Origin of the sequence: Streptomyces viridosporus (genome assembly GCF_002078235.1) — a bacterium.
Taxonomy (GTDB): Bacteria; Actinomycetota; Actinomycetes; order Streptomycetales; family Streptomycetaceae; genus Streptomyces; species Streptomyces viridosporus.
In genome coordinates this window covers 1-17,809 of the sequence record NZ_MSGP01000055.1, presented here as the reverse complement: position 1 = coordinate 17,809, position 17,809 = coordinate 1, and the positions used below count along the sequence as shown (strand labels likewise).

The 17,809-nt window shown below is 72.4% G+C and carries 17 protein-coding genes and 2 pseudogenes; 4 read left to right on the top strand and 15 right to left on the bottom strand.

Annotated elements, in window-relative coordinates; translation table 11 throughout:
- From B7L92_RS04050 to B7L92_RS04020, 7 genes and pseudogenes are all read right to left on the bottom strand, one after another.
- A pseudogene (locus B7L92_RS04050) lies at positions 1–516 on the bottom strand (nicotinate-nucleotide--dimethylbenzimidazole phosphoribosyltransferase); the annotation flags it as partial.
- Positions 517–884: 368 nt separating this feature from the next.
- A complete protein-coding gene (gene cbiE / locus B7L92_RS04045) occupies positions 885–2,096 on the bottom strand; it encodes a precorrin-6y C5,15-methyltransferase (decarboxylating) subunit CbiE (protein ID WP_081236109.1) in 1,212 nt (403 codons plus the stop codon).
- A 137-nt stretch (positions 2,097–2,233) separates the two neighbouring features.
- Positions 2,234–2,872 carry a GNAT family N-acetyltransferase gene (locus B7L92_RS04040; protein WP_081236108.1) on the bottom strand — a complete coding sequence of 213 codons (639 nt, stop codon included), beginning with the start codon at positions 2,870–2,872 and terminating at the stop codon, positions 2,234–2,236.
- A gap of 145 nt (positions 2,873–3,017) precedes the next feature.
- Positions 3,018–3,845, bottom strand: coding sequence for a MetQ/NlpA family ABC transporter substrate-binding protein (locus tag B7L92_RS04035; RefSeq protein ID WP_081236107.1), 828 nt, complete (start codon positions 3,843–3,845; stop codon positions 3,018–3,020).
- 62 nt (positions 3,846–3,907) lie between these two features.
- The gene (locus B7L92_RS04030) at positions 3,908–4,645 is read right to left on the bottom strand and encodes a methionine ABC transporter permease (RefSeq protein WP_081236106.1); all 738 of its coding nucleotides are present in this window, start codon (positions 4,643–4,645) and stop codon (positions 3,908–3,910) included.
- Positions 4,642–5,679: a methionine ABC transporter ATP-binding protein gene (locus tag B7L92_RS04025; protein WP_081236105.1), complete on the bottom strand. Its 1,038-nt coding sequence runs from the start codon at positions 5,677–5,679 to the stop codon at positions 4,642–4,644. Before B7L92_RS04025 ends, B7L92_RS04030 begins: the two co-directional genes overlap by 4 nt.
- A gap of 407 nt (positions 5,680–6,086) precedes the next feature.
- The gene (locus tag B7L92_RS04020; protein ID WP_081236104.1) at positions 6,087–6,737 is read right to left on the bottom strand and encodes an HAD family hydrolase; all 651 of its coding nucleotides are present in this window, start codon (positions 6,735–6,737) and stop codon (positions 6,087–6,089) included.
- A gap of 105 nt (positions 6,738–6,842) precedes the next feature.
- Between B7L92_RS04020 and B7L92_RS04015 the strand changes: the two genes are divergently transcribed.
- Both B7L92_RS04015 and B7L92_RS04010 read left to right on the top strand, forming a co-directional pair.
- The gene (locus tag B7L92_RS04015) at positions 6,843–7,202 is read left to right on the top strand and encodes a hypothetical protein (RefSeq protein WP_081236103.1); all 360 of its coding nucleotides are present in this window, start codon (positions 6,843–6,845) and stop codon (positions 7,200–7,202) included.
- A 1-nt stretch (position 7,203) separates the two neighbouring features.
- Positions 7,204–7,632, top strand: coding sequence for a hypothetical protein (locus B7L92_RS04010; RefSeq protein WP_004990480.1), 429 nt, complete (start codon positions 7,204–7,206; stop codon positions 7,630–7,632).
- Between the two features lie 7 nt (positions 7,633–7,639).
- Here the strand turns inward: B7L92_RS04010 and B7L92_RS04005 are convergent, their stop codons facing one another.
- The 3 genes from B7L92_RS04005 to B7L92_RS03995 all read right to left on the bottom strand — a co-directional run bounded on the left by B7L92_RS04005 (position 7,640) and on the right by B7L92_RS03995 (position 9,966).
- Positions 7,640–8,137, bottom strand: coding sequence for a GNAT family N-acetyltransferase (locus B7L92_RS04005; RefSeq protein WP_081236102.1), 498 nt, complete (start codon positions 8,135–8,137; stop codon positions 7,640–7,642).
- A 57-nt stretch (positions 8,138–8,194) separates the two neighbouring features.
- Positions 8,195–8,722: a sigma-70 family RNA polymerase sigma factor gene (locus B7L92_RS04000; protein WP_438363946.1), complete on the bottom strand. Its 528-nt coding sequence runs from the start codon at positions 8,720–8,722 to the stop codon at positions 8,195–8,197.
- Between the two features lie 74 nt (positions 8,723–8,796).
- The gene (locus B7L92_RS03995) at positions 8,797–9,966 is read right to left on the bottom strand and encodes a glycerophosphodiester phosphodiesterase (RefSeq protein ID WP_081236101.1); all 1,170 of its coding nucleotides are present in this window, start codon (positions 9,964–9,966) and stop codon (positions 8,797–8,799) included.
- Positions 9,967–10,391: 425 nt separating this feature from the next.
- Between B7L92_RS03995 and B7L92_RS03990 the strand changes: the two genes are divergently transcribed.
- Positions 10,392–11,063 carry a lysophospholipid acyltransferase family protein gene (locus B7L92_RS03990; protein WP_004990471.1) on the top strand — a complete coding sequence of 224 codons (672 nt, stop codon included), beginning with the start codon at positions 10,392–10,394 and terminating at the stop codon, positions 11,061–11,063.
- A gap of 337 nt (positions 11,064–11,400) precedes the next feature.
- Here the strand turns inward: B7L92_RS03990 and B7L92_RS03985 are convergent, their stop codons facing one another.
- The 5 genes from B7L92_RS03985 to B7L92_RS03965 form a co-directional block, all read right to left on the bottom strand.
- The gene (locus B7L92_RS03985; RefSeq protein ID WP_081236100.1) at positions 11,401–12,933 is read right to left on the bottom strand and encodes an MFS transporter; all 1,533 of its coding nucleotides are present in this window, start codon (positions 12,931–12,933) and stop codon (positions 11,401–11,403) included.
- Between the two features lie 6 nt (positions 12,934–12,939).
- Entirely contained in the window at positions 12,940–13,500 is a 561-nt protein-coding gene (locus tag B7L92_RS03980; RefSeq protein ID WP_255310744.1) for a TetR/AcrR family transcriptional regulator, read from the bottom strand.
- A 111-nt stretch (positions 13,501–13,611) separates the two neighbouring features.
- Positions 13,612–14,583, bottom strand: a complete 972-nt coding sequence (locus B7L92_RS03975; RefSeq protein WP_081236098.1) for an aldo/keto reductase — start codon at positions 14,581–14,583, stop codon at positions 13,612–13,614.
- Positions 14,584–14,659: 76 nt separating this feature from the next.
- A complete protein-coding gene (gene argH / locus B7L92_RS03970; RefSeq protein WP_081236097.1) occupies positions 14,660–16,087 on the bottom strand; it encodes an argininosuccinate lyase in 1,428 nt (475 codons plus the stop codon).
- A 101-nt stretch (positions 16,088–16,188) separates the two neighbouring features.
- On the bottom strand, positions 16,189–17,382 hold the full coding sequence (locus B7L92_RS03965; RefSeq protein ID WP_218030424.1) for an argininosuccinate synthase: 1,194 nt from the start codon (positions 17,380–17,382) through the stop codon (positions 16,189–16,191).
- Positions 17,383–17,597: 215 nt separating this feature from the next.
- Between B7L92_RS03965 and B7L92_RS03960 the strand changes: the two are divergent.
- A pseudogene (locus B7L92_RS03960) lies at positions 17,598–17,809 on the top strand (hypothetical protein); the annotation flags it as partial.

Here is a 17,809-nt window from a genome sequence, read left to right as displayed (position 1 = left end):
GGTCGCCTGCGGGGCGGTCGCTTCCCGGGCGCGCGGGACGTCGAGGTACTCGGGACCGAGGGTCGGCGTCCCGGTCTGGCGGACCGGCACCTGGGCGGGACCGCGGTCGGCGAGGGAGCGGACCGGGCCGGCGGAGAGGTTGGGAACGGGCGGCCCGAGGTGCAGCGGACGGCGCGGCGCGGGCGGCGCCGCCTGCTCGTGCGCGGCCGCGGCGGCGGGCGCCGGTGCCTGCCCGGGGTCGGGCAGACGGACGCCGCCGAGGTCGACCGAGCCGCTGTCGCGGCCGGACATCTCGTGCGGGCCCGGCTCGTGCACGGTCTCGACGACCGGCTCCGGGACGGGCGGGGCGACCTCGTTGCCCCAGGCGCCCTGGGCTCCGGGCAGCAGCAGGTCTTCGTCCTCGACGGAGGTTTCGGAGAGATAGGCGTACGGATCGGGCGCGGGAACGCCCGGCTGTTCCACCATGCCTGCGTTCTCCGGCAGTCCTTCGCCCGGGACCTGGCCGGTGTCGGTCATGCGTACCCCTCGCCCATCGGTTAGTGCTCCCTACGACCAGCTCACCCGGAACGGCGCACCGACCGCCCCACACTGAAGAACGAGCGTGCGTCCCCAGCGGCACGAACGGCCCGCCCGAAAAGGCGACAAAGCCATTCACTGGCATTGTCGCGGCCGCACGGCCGTCGCGTCAGCTTGATCGGCGACGGTTCCGCTGTGGACTGCGCCACGTTGCGCGCCCTCCGGTTCTGCCGTACCACGACCCACCCCAAAACGGACGCGTTTTCCGGACATTGACCGACGAAGCGCCGGGGGCCCGAGTGCGGTACAACAATCGGCCAGCCTACCGCGCGCGGTACGACAACCCGATCACGGGGACGGAAACCGGGTCAGCCGCTGCGCGCGGGCAGGACCCCGCTGAGCAGGAACGCGACGCTCCGCTCCTTCTCCGTCCAGGCCCGGGTGTCGAGTTCCACGGACTGCAGCAGGGCGCACTCGACCTGATAGCCGTGTTCCGCGAGGTTCCGGCCGATGAGTTCGGCCGCGTCGCGGGTGCCGGCGTGCGTGACGATGCGCTGCGGCCGGCGGTCGGCGACCGCGGAGACCACGGCCGCTCCCCCGCCGCCGACCCGGACGACATCCGGTTCGGGGAGGTTCTCCAGGACGTGCGGGGCGGTGCCGTGGACGGTCTGGAGCAGGACACCGTGGCGGCGGGCGGCGGACTCGGTGCGGGCGCAGGCCCCCGGGTCGCTGTCGACGGCGATGACGGCGGCTCCGGCGCGGGCGGCCTCGGTGGCGAAGGCGCCGCTGCCGCAGCCGATGTCCCAGACCAGGTCGCCCAGGCGCGGTCCGAGCCGGGCGAGTTGGGTGACGCGCAGGGGCTCCCGCTCGCCCTCGCCGAGTGCGCCGCCGTACGCCTCGGTCGGCAGGGACCAGCCGCGCGGTCCGACGGAGGGGTCGCGCCCGGCGATCCAGCCGGTGGACTCGCCGGCCCCGACCGGGCCGCCGACGACGATGACGACGTTGGGATCGCGCCAGGTGTGGTCGGCGGCCCGGTCGGAGGTGACGACGGTGACCCGCTCGCGCTCGGTGCCGAGCTCCTCGCAGATGACGAAGGTCCGGTGGACCCCCTCCATCAGCAGGCCGAGCTCGGCGGGGCCGGCGCCGGGTGAGGTGAGCACCGCCACTTTGGTATGGGCCCGGCATACGTTCACCGCGCGTCGCAGGGTGCGCGGGTGCGCGACGACCACATGGGCGTCGTCCCAGGGCATTCCGGCGCGGGCGAAGGCGGCGGCGACGGAGGAGACGGCGGGGACGACCTCGACCTCCAGGCCGAACTCGGGCGCGCGCAGCGTCCGCACGACGCCGAAGAATCCGGGGTCGCCGTCGGCGAGGACGACCGCGGTGCCGCGGTGGGCGGCGATGCGGCGGGCGGCGAGGGTGACGGACCCGAGCCGGATGCGCTCGGCGCCGGCGGGCACCTCGGGGAGCGCCAGGTGGTGGGCCGCGCCGGCCACCAGGGAGGCGGCACCCAGCGCGGCGCGTGCCGCGGCGGTCAGCGGCGAACCGTCCCAGCCGATCACCGTGACCCGGTCGGCCATCGTCGTCAGTCTCCTGGGGTCTTCGCAGGTCGTCGTCGGCTGTTCCGCCCGGGGGCGGGTCCGGTGAGCGTACCCGGTGCGGGCGGTGGACCGCTTCGGCGGTACCCCCGGTCGTGGGTCGCGGCTCCCCGGAAAGGTCAGTTCCAGTCGGCGTAGGCGGTGAACCCGTCCGGGTCGGCCGGCTGCCCGTCCGCGCCCTCGATGTCCTCGGGCAGCAGGCTCCACACGATGTAGTCGGTGCGCACGTCGGTCCAGCCGCCGTCCTCGGTGCGGACGTGGGCTATGCAGGCGTTGCGCAGCACGCCCTCGTTGATGCAGCCGATCTTCTGGGCGACCTGCTGCGAGGCGGTGTTGTCGGCGGCGGTGCGCAGCTCGACGCGTTCGAGCTTCTGGTCGCCGAAGAGCCACCGGGCGGTGGCGAGCGCGGCCTCGGAGGCGTAACCCTCACCGCGCGCCCAGGGGGCGATGATGTAGGACATCTCGGTGGACCGGACGTGCCAGTCGGTCCTGGCGAGCCGGACGACGCCGACCAGACGCTGGGTGAGGAACTCGGTGACGGCGAGGTCGAGCCCGCGCCCGGCCGTGCGTTCGGCGGGGGCGTACTCGGTGATCCAGGCGTGGGCGGCCTGTTCGGTGAAGGGCTGGGGGACGTCGGTCCAGGCGGCGACCTGTTCGTCGTTCATCATCGCGGCCAGGGCGGGCACGTCGTCCGTCTCGAGGGGACGCAGCACCAACCGCTCCGTGCTGATGGAGATGCCGGGGAAGGTGCTCGTCATGCGCCGCTCCGTAACCTGAGAGACCGTCGGGTGCTGCTGAACTGCCCAGCATGCAGCATGAAAGCACTGAACCGCACCACGGGGTCCGCTCCGGTGAGCGGAGCGGACCCCGGGGGTGCCGTGCAGGTCGCGCGGGTCGCGTCGATCAGAAGGAGGCGACGACGGAACCGGCGTACTTGTCCTCGATGAACTTCTTCACCTCGGGGGAGGTGAGGAGGTCGGCGAGCTTCTTCACGCGCGGGTCGTCCTCCTGGCCCTCCTTGACGGCGAGGAGGTTGACGTTCGGGTTGCCCTCGGCGGACTCCAGGACGAGGGCGTCCTCGGCGGGCTTGAGGTCGGCCTCGATGGCGTAGTTGCCGTTGACGACCGCGGCGTCGACGTCGTCCAGGGAGCGCGGCGTCTGGGCCGCCTCCAGCTCCTTGAACTTGAGCTTCTTGGGGTTCTCGGTGATGTCCGCGGGGGTCGCCGCGGTGCCGACGCCGTCCTTGAGGGTGAGGAGCCCGTTGGCGGCGAGCAGCTGCAGGGCGCGGCCCTCGTTGACGGTGTCGTTCGGGAGGGCGATCGTCGCGCCGCTCTTCAGCTCGTCGGCCTTCTTGACCTTGTGGGAGTACAGGCCGAGCGGCTCCAGGTGCACGTCGACGACGGACACGATGTGGGTGCCGTTCTTCTTGTTGAAGTCGTCGAGGTACGGCTGGGTCTGGAAGAAGTTGGCGCCGACCGAGCCGTCCTCCGTCGCCGTGTTCGGGGTGACGTAGTCGGTGAACTCCTTCACCTCGAGGTCGAGGCCGGCCTTCTCGGCCAGGTTGTCCTTGACGAAGGTGAGGATCTCGGCGTGCGGGACGGGGCTCGCGGCGACGATCAGCGGGCCGGAGCCGTCGGAGGCGGCGTCCTGGTCCGAGCCGCAGGCGGTGAGGCCGAAGGTGAGGGCTCCGGCGGCGAGGACGGCGGTGGTGATCTTGGCGGTGTTACGCACGAAAAGTGCCTTTCCTTGGGTGGTGCTGCCCCGTCTCGGGTGGTACGGGGAGTCTGTGGGGTTCACGCGACCTTGCTGATGTCGGCCGCGGCGGGCTCCTTGGCCTTCAGGAACCGGAGCCTGGGCGAGGGGCCCGAACGGCCGCCGCGGCGGTGCAGGGCGCGGGCGGCGTAGTCGCCGGCGAACTGGATGAGGGAGATGGCCACGGCGAGGACCGCGACGGTGACCCACATCAGGCCGGTCTCGAAGCGCTGGTAGCCGTAGCGGACGGCGAGGTCGCCGAGTCCGCCGCCGCCGACGGTGCCGGCCATGGCCGAGTAGCCGATGAGGGCGATGATCGTGGTGGTGGTGCTCGCGATCAGCGAGGGCAGCGCCTCGGGGACGAGGACCTTGCGGACGATCGTCCAGGTGCTGCCGCCCATCGACTGCACGGCCTCGACGAGCCCGTGGTCCACTTCGCGCACGGCCGTCTCGACGAGGCGGGCGAAGAACGGGATGCCGCCGATGGCGAGCGGCACGATCGCGGCCGCGCTGCCGATGGTCGTGCCGGTGACCCAGCGGGTGAAGCTCATCAGGGCGACCATGAGGATGATGAACGGCATCGAGCGGCCGATGTTCACGACCTGGCCGATGACCTTGTTCACCACGGTGTTCTGCAGCAGGCCGCCCTTGTCGGTGAGGACGAGCAGGACACCGATCGGGAGGCCGGCGACGACGGCGATCAGGGTGGACCAGCCGACCATGACCAGTGTCTCGGCGCACGCCTGCTCGAGCAGCGGCTGCATCTGGGACCAGGTCACTTGACCCCCTCCTTCACCAGCGCGGGTGCTTCCTGACCCACGATCTCGACCTGCAGGCCCTGTTCGCGCAGGAAGCCGACCGGCACGACGTTGTCCTCGTAGCGGCCGGGCAGTTCGATGCGCATCCGGCCGACCTGGAGGCCGCCGACGGTGTCGATGGCGGCGCCCAGGATCGATATGTCGATGTTGTAGGTGCGCGACAGCTGGGAGATGACCGGCTGGGTCGCGCTGTCGCCGTGGAAGGTGACGTCGACGACGGTGCGGTCGTCGCCGGACGCCTCGCCGCCCACGGGGAACAGCGCGGCGGCGAGTTCGGAGCCGGGGGTGGCGAGGAGGTCGCTGACCGTGCCGGACTCCACGATGCGGCCCTTCTCCATGAGGGCGGCCGAGTCGCAGATCGACTTCACCACGTCCATCTCGTGGGTGATGAGCAGGACGGTGAGGCCGAGCTGGCGGTTGAGGTCGCGCAGCAGCGCCAGGATCGAGCGGGTGGTCTCCGGGTCCAGGGCGCTGGTGGCCTCGTCGGAGAGCAGCACCTTGGGGTCGCCGGCCAGGGCGCGGGCGATGCCGACGCGCTGCTTCTGACCGCCGGAGAGCTGGGCCGGGTAGGCCTTGGCCTTGTCGGCGAGACCGACCAGGTCGAGCAGTTCCAGCGCCTTGCGGGAACGTTCCTTCCCCGACGTGCCGAGGATTTCGAGCGGCAGTTCGACGTTGTCCTGCACGGTGCGGGTCGACAGCAGGTTGAAGTGCTGGAAGACCATGCCGATCCGGCTGCGCGCCCGCCGCAGGTCCCGGCCGGCGCGCGGGCCGCGGCCGGCGAGCGCGGTGAGGTCCTGGCCGGCCACGGTCACGGTGCCCGCGGTGGGGCGTTCCAGCAGGTTGACGCAGCGGATCAGCGAGGACTTGCCGGCACCGGACTGGCCGATGACGCCGTAGACCTCGCCCTCGCGGACGTGCAGGTCGACGCCGTCCAGGGCGGTGACCTCGCGTCCGCGGGAGCGGTAGACCTTGGTGAGGCCCGTGGTGGTGATCACGTGGGATTCCGTCACTGTCGAGTGCGCGGCGCGCCGTCGGGCGCCGGGCACGGGGCGTTCGGGTCGAAAGCAGCCGTGGCACGGCAGCGTTTCCCGCGGGTGCGGCAGGAGGAACCGCACCGTGGGGAGACGTGCACGTGGGGGGCGTGGCTCAGTCGCGCGTGCGGGGCACGCGGGCCGACTCGAGCGGCTCTCGCTTCGGGGCGCGAGGCTCAGGTGGTGCAGGGGCCCTCTAGAAGGCGCGCATTCGGCGCGGACACATACGGCGAGCACCGGGCGTCGTGATCGCCTCGGTCGCAGGGGTGCGGTCGCTCGTCGTGGTCATGCGGCCAGTAAAGCAGATGTCCACCCCTGACCGAACACGGCTGTCCGCATAGTGGACAGCCGTGGACACCCGTGTGCGCACGTCAGGGACGTACGGAGATCTCCACTCCCGCGTCCGTGACCAGTACGGACAGGGCGGACAGGTCCTCGACGACGAGGTCGGCGGTGAGTTCGTGGGCCCGGTGGGTTGTGGCCAAGGCCACGGTGGTCATGCCGGCGGCGCGGCCGGCCTGGAGCCCGGCGGGGGCGTCCTCGAAGACGACGCAGTGCGCCGGGTCGACGCCGAGCGTGCGGGCGGCGAGCAGGTAGGGCTCGGGGTCGGGCTTGCCCCGGGTGATGTCGTCGGCCGCGACGAGGGTCTTCGGCAGAATGCCGACGGCGCCCAGACGGGCCTCGGCCAGCCGCCGGGTGGCGGAGGTGACGACGGCCCAGCGCTCGGCGGGCAGCGCGTCGAGGAAGTCCCTGGTCCCCGGCAGCAGATGGACGCCGCCGTCCGGCACGTCCTCGACCTCCAGGTCCTCGATCCGCGCGACGGCCTGCGGGACGACGTGGGCGGGCAGCAGGTCGGCGGCTATCTCGGCGGCCGGCCGGCCGTGCAGCTCGATCCGGCCGAACTCCTCGGCCGTGATCCCGTACTCCGTGGCCCACCGGGTCCAGCAGCGGCGCACGGATTCGAGGGAGGACACGAGGGTTCCGTCGTTGTCGAACAGGAGGGCTTGTGCGTGGATCGTCATGCTCTCGACCCTACGGCGCCGACCGGCCGACGGGCCGGGGACCGCCGCGGCGCCTGGGCGGGGCCGGAGGGCGCAAGGAGTTTTCGGCGTAATAGGGTCGCTGCCATGCTTGATGTCCTGACGCTGGTGACCGGCGTCGCCGCGCTGCTGCTCGCCGCCTGGTGCGGCTGGGCCGCCTACCGTGACCAGCCGACGAAGGACTGGCACTTCATCGGGATGGCCGTGGTCACGCTGCTGGTGCTGGTCCAGCTGGTCGTCGGGATCGTGCAGCTGGCCCGCGGCGAGAAGCCGGAGCAGGGGACGACGATCTTCGTGGCGTATCTGCTCGGCTCGTTCGCGTGCGTCCCCGCGGCCGGCTTCATGTCGCTGGGCGAGCGCACCCGCTGGGGGTCGGTGACGGTCGCCGCGAGCGGTGTCGTGCTGGCGGTGCTCGAGGTGCGGCTCCATGACATCTGGGGAGGCTGAGATGACCGGGACGCAGGAGAGGCCGAACCGGACCCGGCTGATCGGCGGGCCCGGTCTGCTGCTGGTGTGGCTGTACGGGGTGATGGTCGTCGGCGCCGTGTCGCGCTCCGTGTACCAGATCGCCACCGAGTTCGACCGCGCGCCGCTCGCCTACACGCTGTCGGCGGCGGCCGGCGTGGTCTACGGCTTCATCACGTACACCCTGGTCCGCGGCGGCGAGACGGCCCGCAGGGCGGCGCTGGTGTGCTGCGCCGCCGAGCTGGTGGGCGTCCTGACGATCGGCACCTGGACCCTGGTGGAGCCGTCCGCCTTCCCCGACGCGACCGTGTGGTCGGACTACGGGATGGGGTACCTCTTCATCCCCGTACTGCTGCCCCTGACCGCCCTGTACTGGCTGCGCAGGGCACGCACGGAGCGGCCGGCGTCCTGACCGCCCGTCAGGCCGTCGTCGCGTACGCCTCCGCCCTCTTCTCCAGGACGATCATCGGTACGCCGTCCGCGCCCCGGGACGTCCCCACCCGCTGGTAGCCGACCTTGCTGTAGAGCTGCAGGTTGCTCTCGCTGCGGTGCCCGGCGTGCAGCCGGAACGTCCGGGCGCCGCGCTCGCCGGCGAGGGCCGACTCCGCGGCCCGGAGCAGACGCGCGCCGATGCCGTGCCCCTGGAGGCGGGGGTGGACGCAGAGCTTGCCGATGGCGGCGGCGCCGTCCTCGGTGATCCTGCCGTGCACCGAACCGACGACCTCGTCGCCGAGGCGGGCGACGAAGACGCAGTCGGCGGCGACCTCCTCGCGGACCGAGTCGAGGGTCTGGACGAGCGGGTCGATGCGGTAGTTGCCGTAGAGCGCCGCCTCGCTCTGGAAGCACAGGTACCGCAACCTGAAGATCTGCTCCGCGTCCTGTTCGGCCGCTGCCGAGATGGTCACGCTCATGCCCATGTGCGCATGCCTCCCGCTCACCTGATCACCTGTCGTCCCCCACTCCTATCCCCGTCCTCAGCGGGCCGCAACCTCCGGCGCGAGCAAACGACGCAGACATCCCAGGCATCTGGAACGTTCCGGACCGAGACTGCCCTGTGAGATACCCAACTCCCCTGCGATTTCCCGGTATGTCGGATCACGCGGGGACAGCAGCGCCTCCATCAGCCGGGGGCAGCGGCCGGGCAGCCGCCGCACGGCGTCCCGCAGGGCGCGGCGGCGGGCGGCGGCGAGCGCGAGGCGTTCGGGGTCGCGGTCGCCGTCGTCGGCGGGGTCGCGGCGGAACGGTGCTTCACGGCGGGCGGTGCGCCGGGTGCGGCGGGCCTCCGCGCGGACGGCCCGGCGGAGCCAGCCCTGAGGGTCGTGCGGCGGGCCCTGGGCGTCGAGGCGCTCCAGGAGGCGGAGCCAGACCGCCTGCTCCAGGTCACCGGGTTCGGCCCCGGAACCGGGCGCCTCGGCGAGGGCCTCCGCGGTGAGCAGCGGACGGAGGGAGGCGACCAGGTCGGAGGCGACCGGGTCGTGCGTCATGACCGGCTGGTGCGTCATACGCACGACGACCCGGCCGCCCCGCGCGAAGTTGCACGGAGCAGCCGAAGATCACCCCAACCGGGACGATCCGCTCACTCGTTGACGAAGTACTCGCGGGCCAGCAGGCCGGTGTCGGGCTGGTCGGTGAAGATGCCGTCGATGCCGGTGGCGAAGTACGCCCGGTAGGCGCCGAAGACGTCGCCGTAGGCGTCGGGGTCGGTGCCCCTGCGGAAGTCGGCGGGCAGGAACGGGTTCTCGTTGCGCAGCGTGTAGGGGTGCAGGATCAGGCCCGCCCGGTGGGCGTCGCGGACCAGGGTGGTGGGCTCGGTGAGCCGGCCGCCGGCGTCGCGCGGGATGACGAGGTCGAGGGTGGGTCCGATGCCCTGGGCGTAGGAGGCGATCTCCTCCAGGCCCTCGGGGGTGATGAGGTCGGCGACGGTGCGCGGGTCGCCCGACTCGACGAAGTCCCAGGGGCGGCTGCCCGCGCCGGACAGGAGCACCACGAGCGGGTTGTCGACGAGCCGGCCGAACCGCCGGATGCTGGTCGGCTCGAAGGACTGCAGGACGACCGGGGAGTTCCGGCGGTCCTTGCCGTGCTTGCGCAGCAGCTTCGCGACCCGCTCCTCCAGGCCGAGGCCCAGCCGGCGGAAGTAGGTGGGGTGCTTGGCCTCGGGGTAGATCCAGACCTGCTTGCCGCGCTTGCGGGTCTGCTCGTCCTGCCAGCGCAGCACCTCCTCGAAGGTGGGGATCTCCCAGCGGCCGTCGTAGAGGGTGTTGTGCGGGCGGTTGGCCGGGATCCGCTCGACGGCGCGCAGCCGCTTCAGTTCGGCGAGGGTGAAGTCCTCGGTGAACCAGCCGGTGACGGGGACGCCGTCCAGGGTCTTGGTGGTCCTGCGGCCGGCGAACTCGGGGTGGTCGGCGACGTCCGTGGTGCCGCCGATCTCCGGCTCGTGCCGGCAGACGATGTGGCCGTCCCGGGTGGGGACGAGGTCACCGGCCTCGACGATGTCCGCGCCCATGTCGAGGGCGAGCTGGTAGGCGCCGAGGGTGTGCTCGGGCCGGTAGCCGCTGGCTCCGCGGTGGCCGATGACGGTGGGGACGGGCAGGCCCTTCAGTCCCCGGCCGCCGCCCCGCCGGGCGTCGGCGGCTCTCGCCGTGCCGACCGGTCCCAGGACCGCTCCGGACGCGCCGAGCACCGCCGCGCCGAGCAGGGCTCGCCGTCCTGTTCCGCCCGCCTGTTCGTTCGACTCCCGCGTTCCCATGAGCGTCCTCCTGCCGTCGGCTCGTCCAGTGCGGGCCGATCGTAGGGGTGCGTGCGTGACGGGCGGGAGACCCGGGACGGAACACACGGATGATGTTGCATGGCGCACGCCCCTCGGGCCCGCGTCCTGCGTCCGCCGTACGCGTGTCGTATTCCGCCGGTGATCTGACGGCTCGTCCGGTTCGGCCGGGCGGTTCGGGGCACCCGTCCGGTGTGCGGGTGAGGGTGAGCTCCATCACCGTGTGACGGTGGTGTTCCGGGCAGTCGGGGGGTCGGCACCGGCAGGTGAACCCCCGGTCAAGAGGGCGTAAGACCTCGGCCGGTCCCGTGAGCCCGACGTGCGCGCGCCCCCGGACCGCGAGTAATGTCCTCACCTGCACAGACACATACGGCATTCACCGACGTCCGCTTCCCACGGAGGGCCTGTTGTCCCGCTTCGCGCTCATCAAGGCAGTGCTCGGCCCCGCCATGCGCCTGATGTTCCGCCCACGGGTGGAGGGCGCGGAGCACATTCCCGGCGACGGTCCGGTCATCCTGGCCGGCAACCACCTGACGTTCATCGACTCGATCGTCCTGCCGATCGTCTGTGAGCGCCAGGTCTTCTTCATCGGCAAGGACGAGTACGTCACCGGCAAAGGCCTCAAGGGCCGGCTGATGGCCTGGTTCTTCACCGGCGTCGGCATGATCCCGGTCGACCGGGACGGCGGCCGGGGCGGAGTCGCGGCCCTGATGACCGGGCGTCGGGTGCTGGAGGAGGGCAAGGTCTTCGGCATCTACCCGGAGGGCACCCGCTCCCCCGACGGCCGCCTCTACCGGGGCCGCACCGGCATCGCCCGGCTCACCCTGATGACCGGCGCGCCCGTCGTGCCGTTCGCCATGATCGGCACCGACAAGCTCCAGCCGGGCGGCGCGGGCCTGCCCCGGCCGGGCCGGGTCACGGTCCGCTTCGGCGAGGCGATGGAGTTCTCCCGGTACGACGGCATGGACCGCGACCGCTACGTCCTGCGCGCGGTCACCGACTCGGTGATGACCGAGGTGATGCGGCTGTCCGGGCAGGAGTACGTGGACATGTACGCGAGCAAGGCGAAGGCCGCGTAGGCACCTGCCGGTCACTTCGCCCCCGGACGGCGGGCCGCTCCTCGAGCGGCCCGCCGTCGGTGTGTCCGCCGCCGTCCGGCGCGCCCGGGTGGGGCGCGGGCCGGCCCCGTGTGCGGGACGGCCGTTCGGGGGCGGGCATACCCGGCGGGCGCGGCCCCACCGCCCGTGCGGCCCGCGGCGGCCCGCACGGTGACGGTGGGGACCGCCTCCTTCGCACGGAGCGTCATGGCCGGTGGCTCCCCCGGCCGTCGGGAACGGCGCCGAGTGCGGGGCCGGGCACGGGGCCGGGGCCGTCGGGCGGAGGCGAGAACGGGCTCGGAGCCTCACGCGGGGCAGGTCAGGGGTGTTCCGCGAGGTCCTCCAGCCGCTGACCGCGCAGCAGGAACCAGGCGGCCACCGCCGCGGCCAGCAGCACGGCCGCGCCCGCGCCGGCCGCGAGGGCCAGACCGTCGACGAAGGCCTGCCGGGCCGCGTCCAGCATCGCCTCGGCGGTGGGGGCCGGCAGCCCGGACGCCGCCTCGACGGCCCCGCCCAGCGACTCGTGCGCGGCGGCGGGGGTGCCCGCGGGACCGGTGAAGCCGCGGTAGACGCCGGTGACGACGGAGCCGAGCACGGCGATGCCGAGGGCCGCGCCGAGTTCGTAGGCCGTCTCGGAGACGGCGGAGGCGGCGCCCGCCTGTTCCTTGGGCACGCTGGAGAGGATCACGTCGGCGGTCACGGTGAACGAGAAGCCGGCGCCGGTCCCGACCATCAGCAGCGCCGCCCCGAGCAGGGGATAGCCGGTGGACTGGCCGATGACGGTGAGGGTCGCCAGCGCGAGGCCGATGGCGGCGAGTCCGCCGGCGACGACGGAACGCACCGAGAAGCGCCGGGCGGCACGGCCGGCGACCAGACCGGCCGCCACCGCGCCGATCGCGGCGGGAAGTTCGGCCAGTCCCGCCTCCAGCGGGCGCCTGCCCTGGACGAGTTGCAGGTACTGCGAAAGGAAGAACACCAGCCCGGACAGTCCGAGGATGGTCAGCAGATCGGCGAGCACGGCGCCGCTGAAGCCGCGGTGCTTGAACAGCCGCATGTCCAATAGGGGCGCGGGGAGCCGGAGCTGACGGCGTCCGAAGGCGTACAGGGCGCCCGCGCCCAGCAGTCCGGCGGCCGCGGGGGGCCAGCCGACGCCGTGCGCGGCGGCCTCCTTCACCGCGTACACCACGCCGATCATGCCGACCAGCGACAGGACGACACTGGTCAGGTCCCAGGGGCCGGGGTCCGGCGTCCGGGACTCGGGGAGCAGCTTGAGGCCGACGAGGACCAGGACGGCCATCACGGGCAGGTTGATCAGGAAGACCGAGCCCCACCAGAAGTGCTCGAGCAGGAAGCCGCCGAGGATCGGCCCGACGGCGGTGCCCGCGGAGGCGGTCGCGCCCCAGATCCCGACGGCGAGACTGCGTTCGCGCGGATCGTGGAAGAGGTTGCGGATCAGGGCGAGGGTGGCCGGCATCAGGGTGGCGCCGGCGACACCGAGCAGGGCCCGCGCCAGGATCATCGTCTCGGGTGTGGTGGCGTAGGCGTTGAGCACGGATATCGCGCCGAACGCGGTGGCGCCGTGGAGCAGGAGCCGCTTGCGGCCGATGCGGTCGCCGAGGCTGCCCATGGAGACGAGCAGACCGGCGATCACGAAGGAGTAGACGTCGCCGATCCAGAGCAGCTGGGTGCCGGAGGGCGCCAGGTCCTCGCTGATGTACGGGGTGGCGAGGCCGAGGACGGTCGCGTCGACGGCCACCAGCAGCACGGCGAGCACGAGGACGCCGAGCGCGAGCCAACGGCCCGGCCGCTTCACCACTTCGGTGGAGCCTGTCGGCTGCAGGGTGCTGGTCATGGTTCCTTACCTCGGTGATGTGTCGTTCCGACGTCGTGCGCCACCGAGCAGCAGCTCGACGGTCATGTGGGTGAAGTCCTTGGGGGCGACGCGGCCCTCGGCCACGGCCCAGGCGGCGGAGGCGAGCAGTCCGTAGAGCGCCTCGGTGAGCCAGGCCGGGGTGAGGTCGATACGGAACTCCCCGCTCGCCTGGCCGCGCCGGAAGAGGTCGGCGATCCGCTCGTCGATCCGGGTCCAGCCCTCGTTCTGCTCCTCGCCCTCGAACAGCTGGTTCTCGGTGTAGAGGAAGGCGAGCAGGGGGGCGTGCGGCTCGAACTCGGCCACCAGTCGGCGCACGGCGTCGGCGGCCGGTCCCTCCTCGGGCCGGGCCGCCTCCAGGGCGGCCTCGCACTCCGCGATGCCGAGCGCCTCCAGGGCCCGGACCAGCGCGTCCCGTCCGGCGAACTGCCGGTGCAGTGTGGCACGGCTGATCCCGGCCGCCTTGGCGACCTCGTCCATGGTCGCGGTCGATTTGCGGGTCAGCAGGGCGGCGGCACTGCGCAGCACGTGATCACGATCGACAGCCATGAGACGAGTGTAGACCATGTGAGACATTCATGTCTCACGCTGGACACGCTTGTCTCGTCCTGAGCGTGTACGTCTCACGGCGCGCGGAGGCGGCGGGTGCGCCGGGGTGCCTCAGTGCCAGGGCAGCCGGCCGCGCCGCTCCCAGTAGGCGTGCGGCTCCTCGGTCAGGGCCGCGAGGCGGGAGAGGTGGTCGTCGGTGAGGTCGACGGCGGGGGCGTGCAGGTTGGAGGCGAGCTGGGTGGCGGTCGCCGCCCCGGAGAGGACGACGCCGGCCCAGGGCCGGCGCAGGACGAACGCGAGAGCGACGGCGTCGCAGCCGAGGCCGGTCTCCTCGGCGACCGCCCGCAGCGCCTCCGGGGCGTTCGGGTCGGCCAGCCGCCCGTTGGCCATGCCCTCCTTGACGATCACCGTCAGTCCGGCGTCGTGCGCCTCGGCGAGCGCGGGCCCGGCGGAGGTCTCCAGCACGTTGTACGTGGACTGGACGGTGCGGAAGAGCGGCTCGCCGCCGACCGTGACGGCGAGGGCGGCGCGGACGGCGTCGGCCTGCGCCGGGCCGCTGGTGGAGAAGCCGACGGTGAGGCCCTGGGCGGCGGCCTCGGCGAGCCGGGCGTGCAGCTCCTTGTCGGTGAGGGCGGGGCTGTCCGGGGTCACCGAGTGGATCTGGTAGAGGTCGAGCCGGTCCCCGAGCAGCGCCTCGGACTCGGCGCGCTGCCGCTCGTACGCGGCGAGGGAGTGGTCCTTGACCTCGTGCCGCTCGGCGTCGGTGGTCCAGTCGGCGGTGTAGGTGTACCCCCACTTGCTGCCGACGACGACGTCGGCGGCGCCGGGCCGGTCCTTCAGCCACTCGGCGAGGAACTCCTCGGAGCGGCCGTAGGAGCGGGCGGCGTCGAAGTAGCGCACGCCCTGGGCGTAGGCGGCGTCCAGGAGCTCGTGGGTGCGGGCGCGCAGGGCGTCGACACCGCGGTCGGCTCCGAGGTCCTCGTCACGCCCCAGGTTGATGTAGCCGGGCCGGCCGACGGCGGCCAGTCCCAGGCCGATGTGACACGTGGGGGTGGTGGCCGAGGCCAGTCGGGCGAAGGGCATCGCGGACTCCGTTCGGTCGGCTCCTTGCGGCTGCCGGACCAACGTAACCCGCGATGCCCCCGCGGCACCTGATCGGTTACTTCCTGGCGTTCGCCCAGGCGTGCTGGGCGGCCACGTCCGCCTTGACCTCGGCGAGCTGGACGGCGACCGCGCTCGGCGCCGTGCCGCCCCGGCCGTTGCGGGAGGCGAGGGCGCCGGGGACGTCGAGGACGGTGCGCACCTCGGGGGTGAGGTGGGGGGAGATCCCGGCGAACTGCTCGTCGGTCAGTTCGTCGAGCTCCTTGCCCTCGGCCTCGGCGACCTTGACGCACTCGCCGGCCACCTCGTGCGCGACGCGGAACGGCACGCCCTGCCTGACCAGCCACTCGGCGATGTCGGTGGCGAGCGAGAACCCGGCCGGGGCCAGCTCCTCCATGCGCTCGCGGTGCACGGTGAGGGTGGCCATCATCCCGGTGAAGGCCGGCAGCAGGACCTCCAGCTGGTCGATGGAGTCGAAGACCGGCTCCTTGTCCTCCTGCAGGTCGCGGTTGTACGCGAGGGGCAGTGCCTTGAGGGTCGCCATCAGGCCGGTGAGGTTGCCGATCAGCCGGCCGGACTTGCCGCGCGCCAGCTCGGCGATGTCCGGGTTCTTCTTCTGCGGCATGATCGACGAGCCGGTGGAGAAGGCGTCGTGCAGGGTCACGAAGGAGAACTCCTTCGTGTTCCAGATGATGATCTCCTCGGCGATCCGGGAGACGTTCACCCCGATCATCGCGGTGATGAAGGCGAACTCGGCGACGAAGTCCCGGGAGGCCGTGCCGTCGATGGAGTTGGCCGCGCTGCCGTGCTCGAAGCCGAGGTCCTCGGCGACGGCCTCCGGGTCGAGGCCGAGGGAGGACCCGGCCAGCGCGCCCGAGCCGTACGGGGAGACGGCCGTGCGCTCGTCCCACTGGCGCAGCCGCTCGGCGTCCCGGGACAGCGCCTGGACGTGGGCCAGGACGTGGTGGGCGAAGAGCACCGGCTGGGCGTGCTGGAGGTGGGTGCGGCCGGGCATGGCCACCTCCGGGTGGGCCTCGGCGAGGCCGATCAGCGCGTCCTGGAGGTCGGCGATCAGGCCGCCGACGGTGCGGGCGTGGTCGCGCAGGTACATGCGGAAGAGGGTGGCCACCTGGTCGTTGCGCGACCGGCCGGCCCGCAGCTTGCCGCCGAGGTCCGGGCCGAGGCGCTCCAGCAGGCCGCGCTCCAGGGCGGTGTGCACGTCCTCGTCGGCGATGGTGCCGGTGAAGGAGCCGTCGGCGACGTCCGCCTCCAGCCGGTCGAGGCCGGCGAGCATGCGGGTGAGCTCGTCCTCGGTGAGCAGCCCCGCCCGGTGCAGCACGCGCGCGTGGGCGCGGGAGCCGGCGATGTCGTAGGGCGCGAGCCGCCAGTCGAAGTGGACGGACGCGGACAGCTTCGCCAGGGCCTCGGCGGGCCCGTCGGCGAAACGGCCGCCCCAGAGCCGTACGTCACCGCTGTTGCTGCTCACTTGCGTGCTCCTCGAGGATGTGCGGATGTGCCGCCGCCTCCCCGCCGGTCAGGGGGGAGGCGGCGGCCGGGCTGGTGCGTGCGGGGGGGGCCGTCGGGCGCTTACGCCAGGTCCCGCTTGGCCGCGATCTTCGCCGACAGGCTGTAGATGTCGATGAAGCCCTTGGCGGCGGCCTGGTCGAAGGTGTCGCCCGTGTCGTACGTGGCCAGGTTGAAGTCGTACAGCGACGACGTGGAGCGGCGGCCGGTGACGACGGCGCGACCGCCGTGCAGGGTCATCCGGATGTCGCCGGTGACGTGCTGGTTGGCCTCGTTGACGAAGCCGTCCAGGGCGCGCTTGAGCGGGGAGAACCACAGGCCGTCGTAGACCAGTTCGCTCCAGCGCTGCTCGACCTGCCGCTTGTAGCGGGCCAGTTCGCGCTCGACGGTGACGTTCTCCAGCTCCTGGTGGGCGGTGATCAGGGCGATCGCGCCGGGGGCCTCGTAGACCTCGCGGGACTTGATGCCGACGAGGCGGTCCTCGACCATGTCGATCCGGCCGATGCCCTGGGCGCCGGCCCGCTCGTTGAGCTGCTGGATGGCCTGCAGGACGGTGACGGGCTTGCCGTCGATGGCGACGGGGACGCCCTCCTTGAAGGAGATGATCACCTCGTCGGGCTCGCGCTCGGCGGCCGGGTTCTGGGTGTACTCGTAGATGTCCTCGATCGGGGCGTTCCAGATGTCCTCGAGGAAGCCGGTCTCGATGGCGCGGCCGAAGACGTTCTGGTCGATGGAGTACGGGGACTTCTTGGTGGTCGCGATCGGCAGGCCCTTCTCCTCGCAGAAGGCGATGGCCTTGTCGCGGGTCATGGCGTAGTCGCGGACCGGGGCGATGCACTTGAGGTCGGGGGCGAGGGCGACGATGCCGGCCTCGAAGCGGACCTGGTCGTTGCCCTTGCCGGTGCAGCCGTGGGCGACGGTGGTGGCGCCGTGCTTGTGCGCGGCGGCGACGAGGTGCTTGACGATCGTCGGCCGGGAGAGGGCGGAGACCAGCGGGTAGCGGTCCATGTAGAGGGCATTGGCCTTGATCGCCGGGAGGCAGTACTCCTCGGCGAACTCGTCCCTGGCGTCCGCGACCTCGGCCTCGACGGCACCGCAGGCGAGCGCGCGCTTGCGGATGACGTCCAGGTCCTCGCCGCCCTGGCCGACGTCGACCGCAACGGCGATGACCTCGGCGCCCGTCTCCTCGGCGATCCAGCCGATGGCGACGGAGGTGTCCAGACCGCCTGAGTAGGCGAGTACGACGCGCTCGGTCACGGGTTTCTCCTCACAGTGCATTCGCTGACATGCATGAGTATGCAGGAGTCCGCATGATTCGTCAATCCGCTCCCCCGGAGGCATGGATTCCGGCCACTTCGCGGCCGGAATCCGACGGCCCGTGAACGCGCGAAATCGCTTTCCCGTATCACCCACCGCACGCAGGCGCCGCGTCGCTCCACCCGAGACACCCCGACTCCGAGTGAGGCATCCGCATGTCCAGGGCTCTTCCGAAGTACAACAAGCGCCGCGTCGGCCTCATCGGCGGTGCCGCCGCCGTGGCGCTGTCCGGCGCGGTGATCGCCGGTTCCGCCCTCGCCGGGGAGTCCTCCGGGGACGGCGGCGGCACGAGCGCCCGCACCCTGGCGGGACCCGGCACGGTCTCCTGCCCGGACGTCGCCTCCCGCCTCCCCGAGATCCCCGCCTC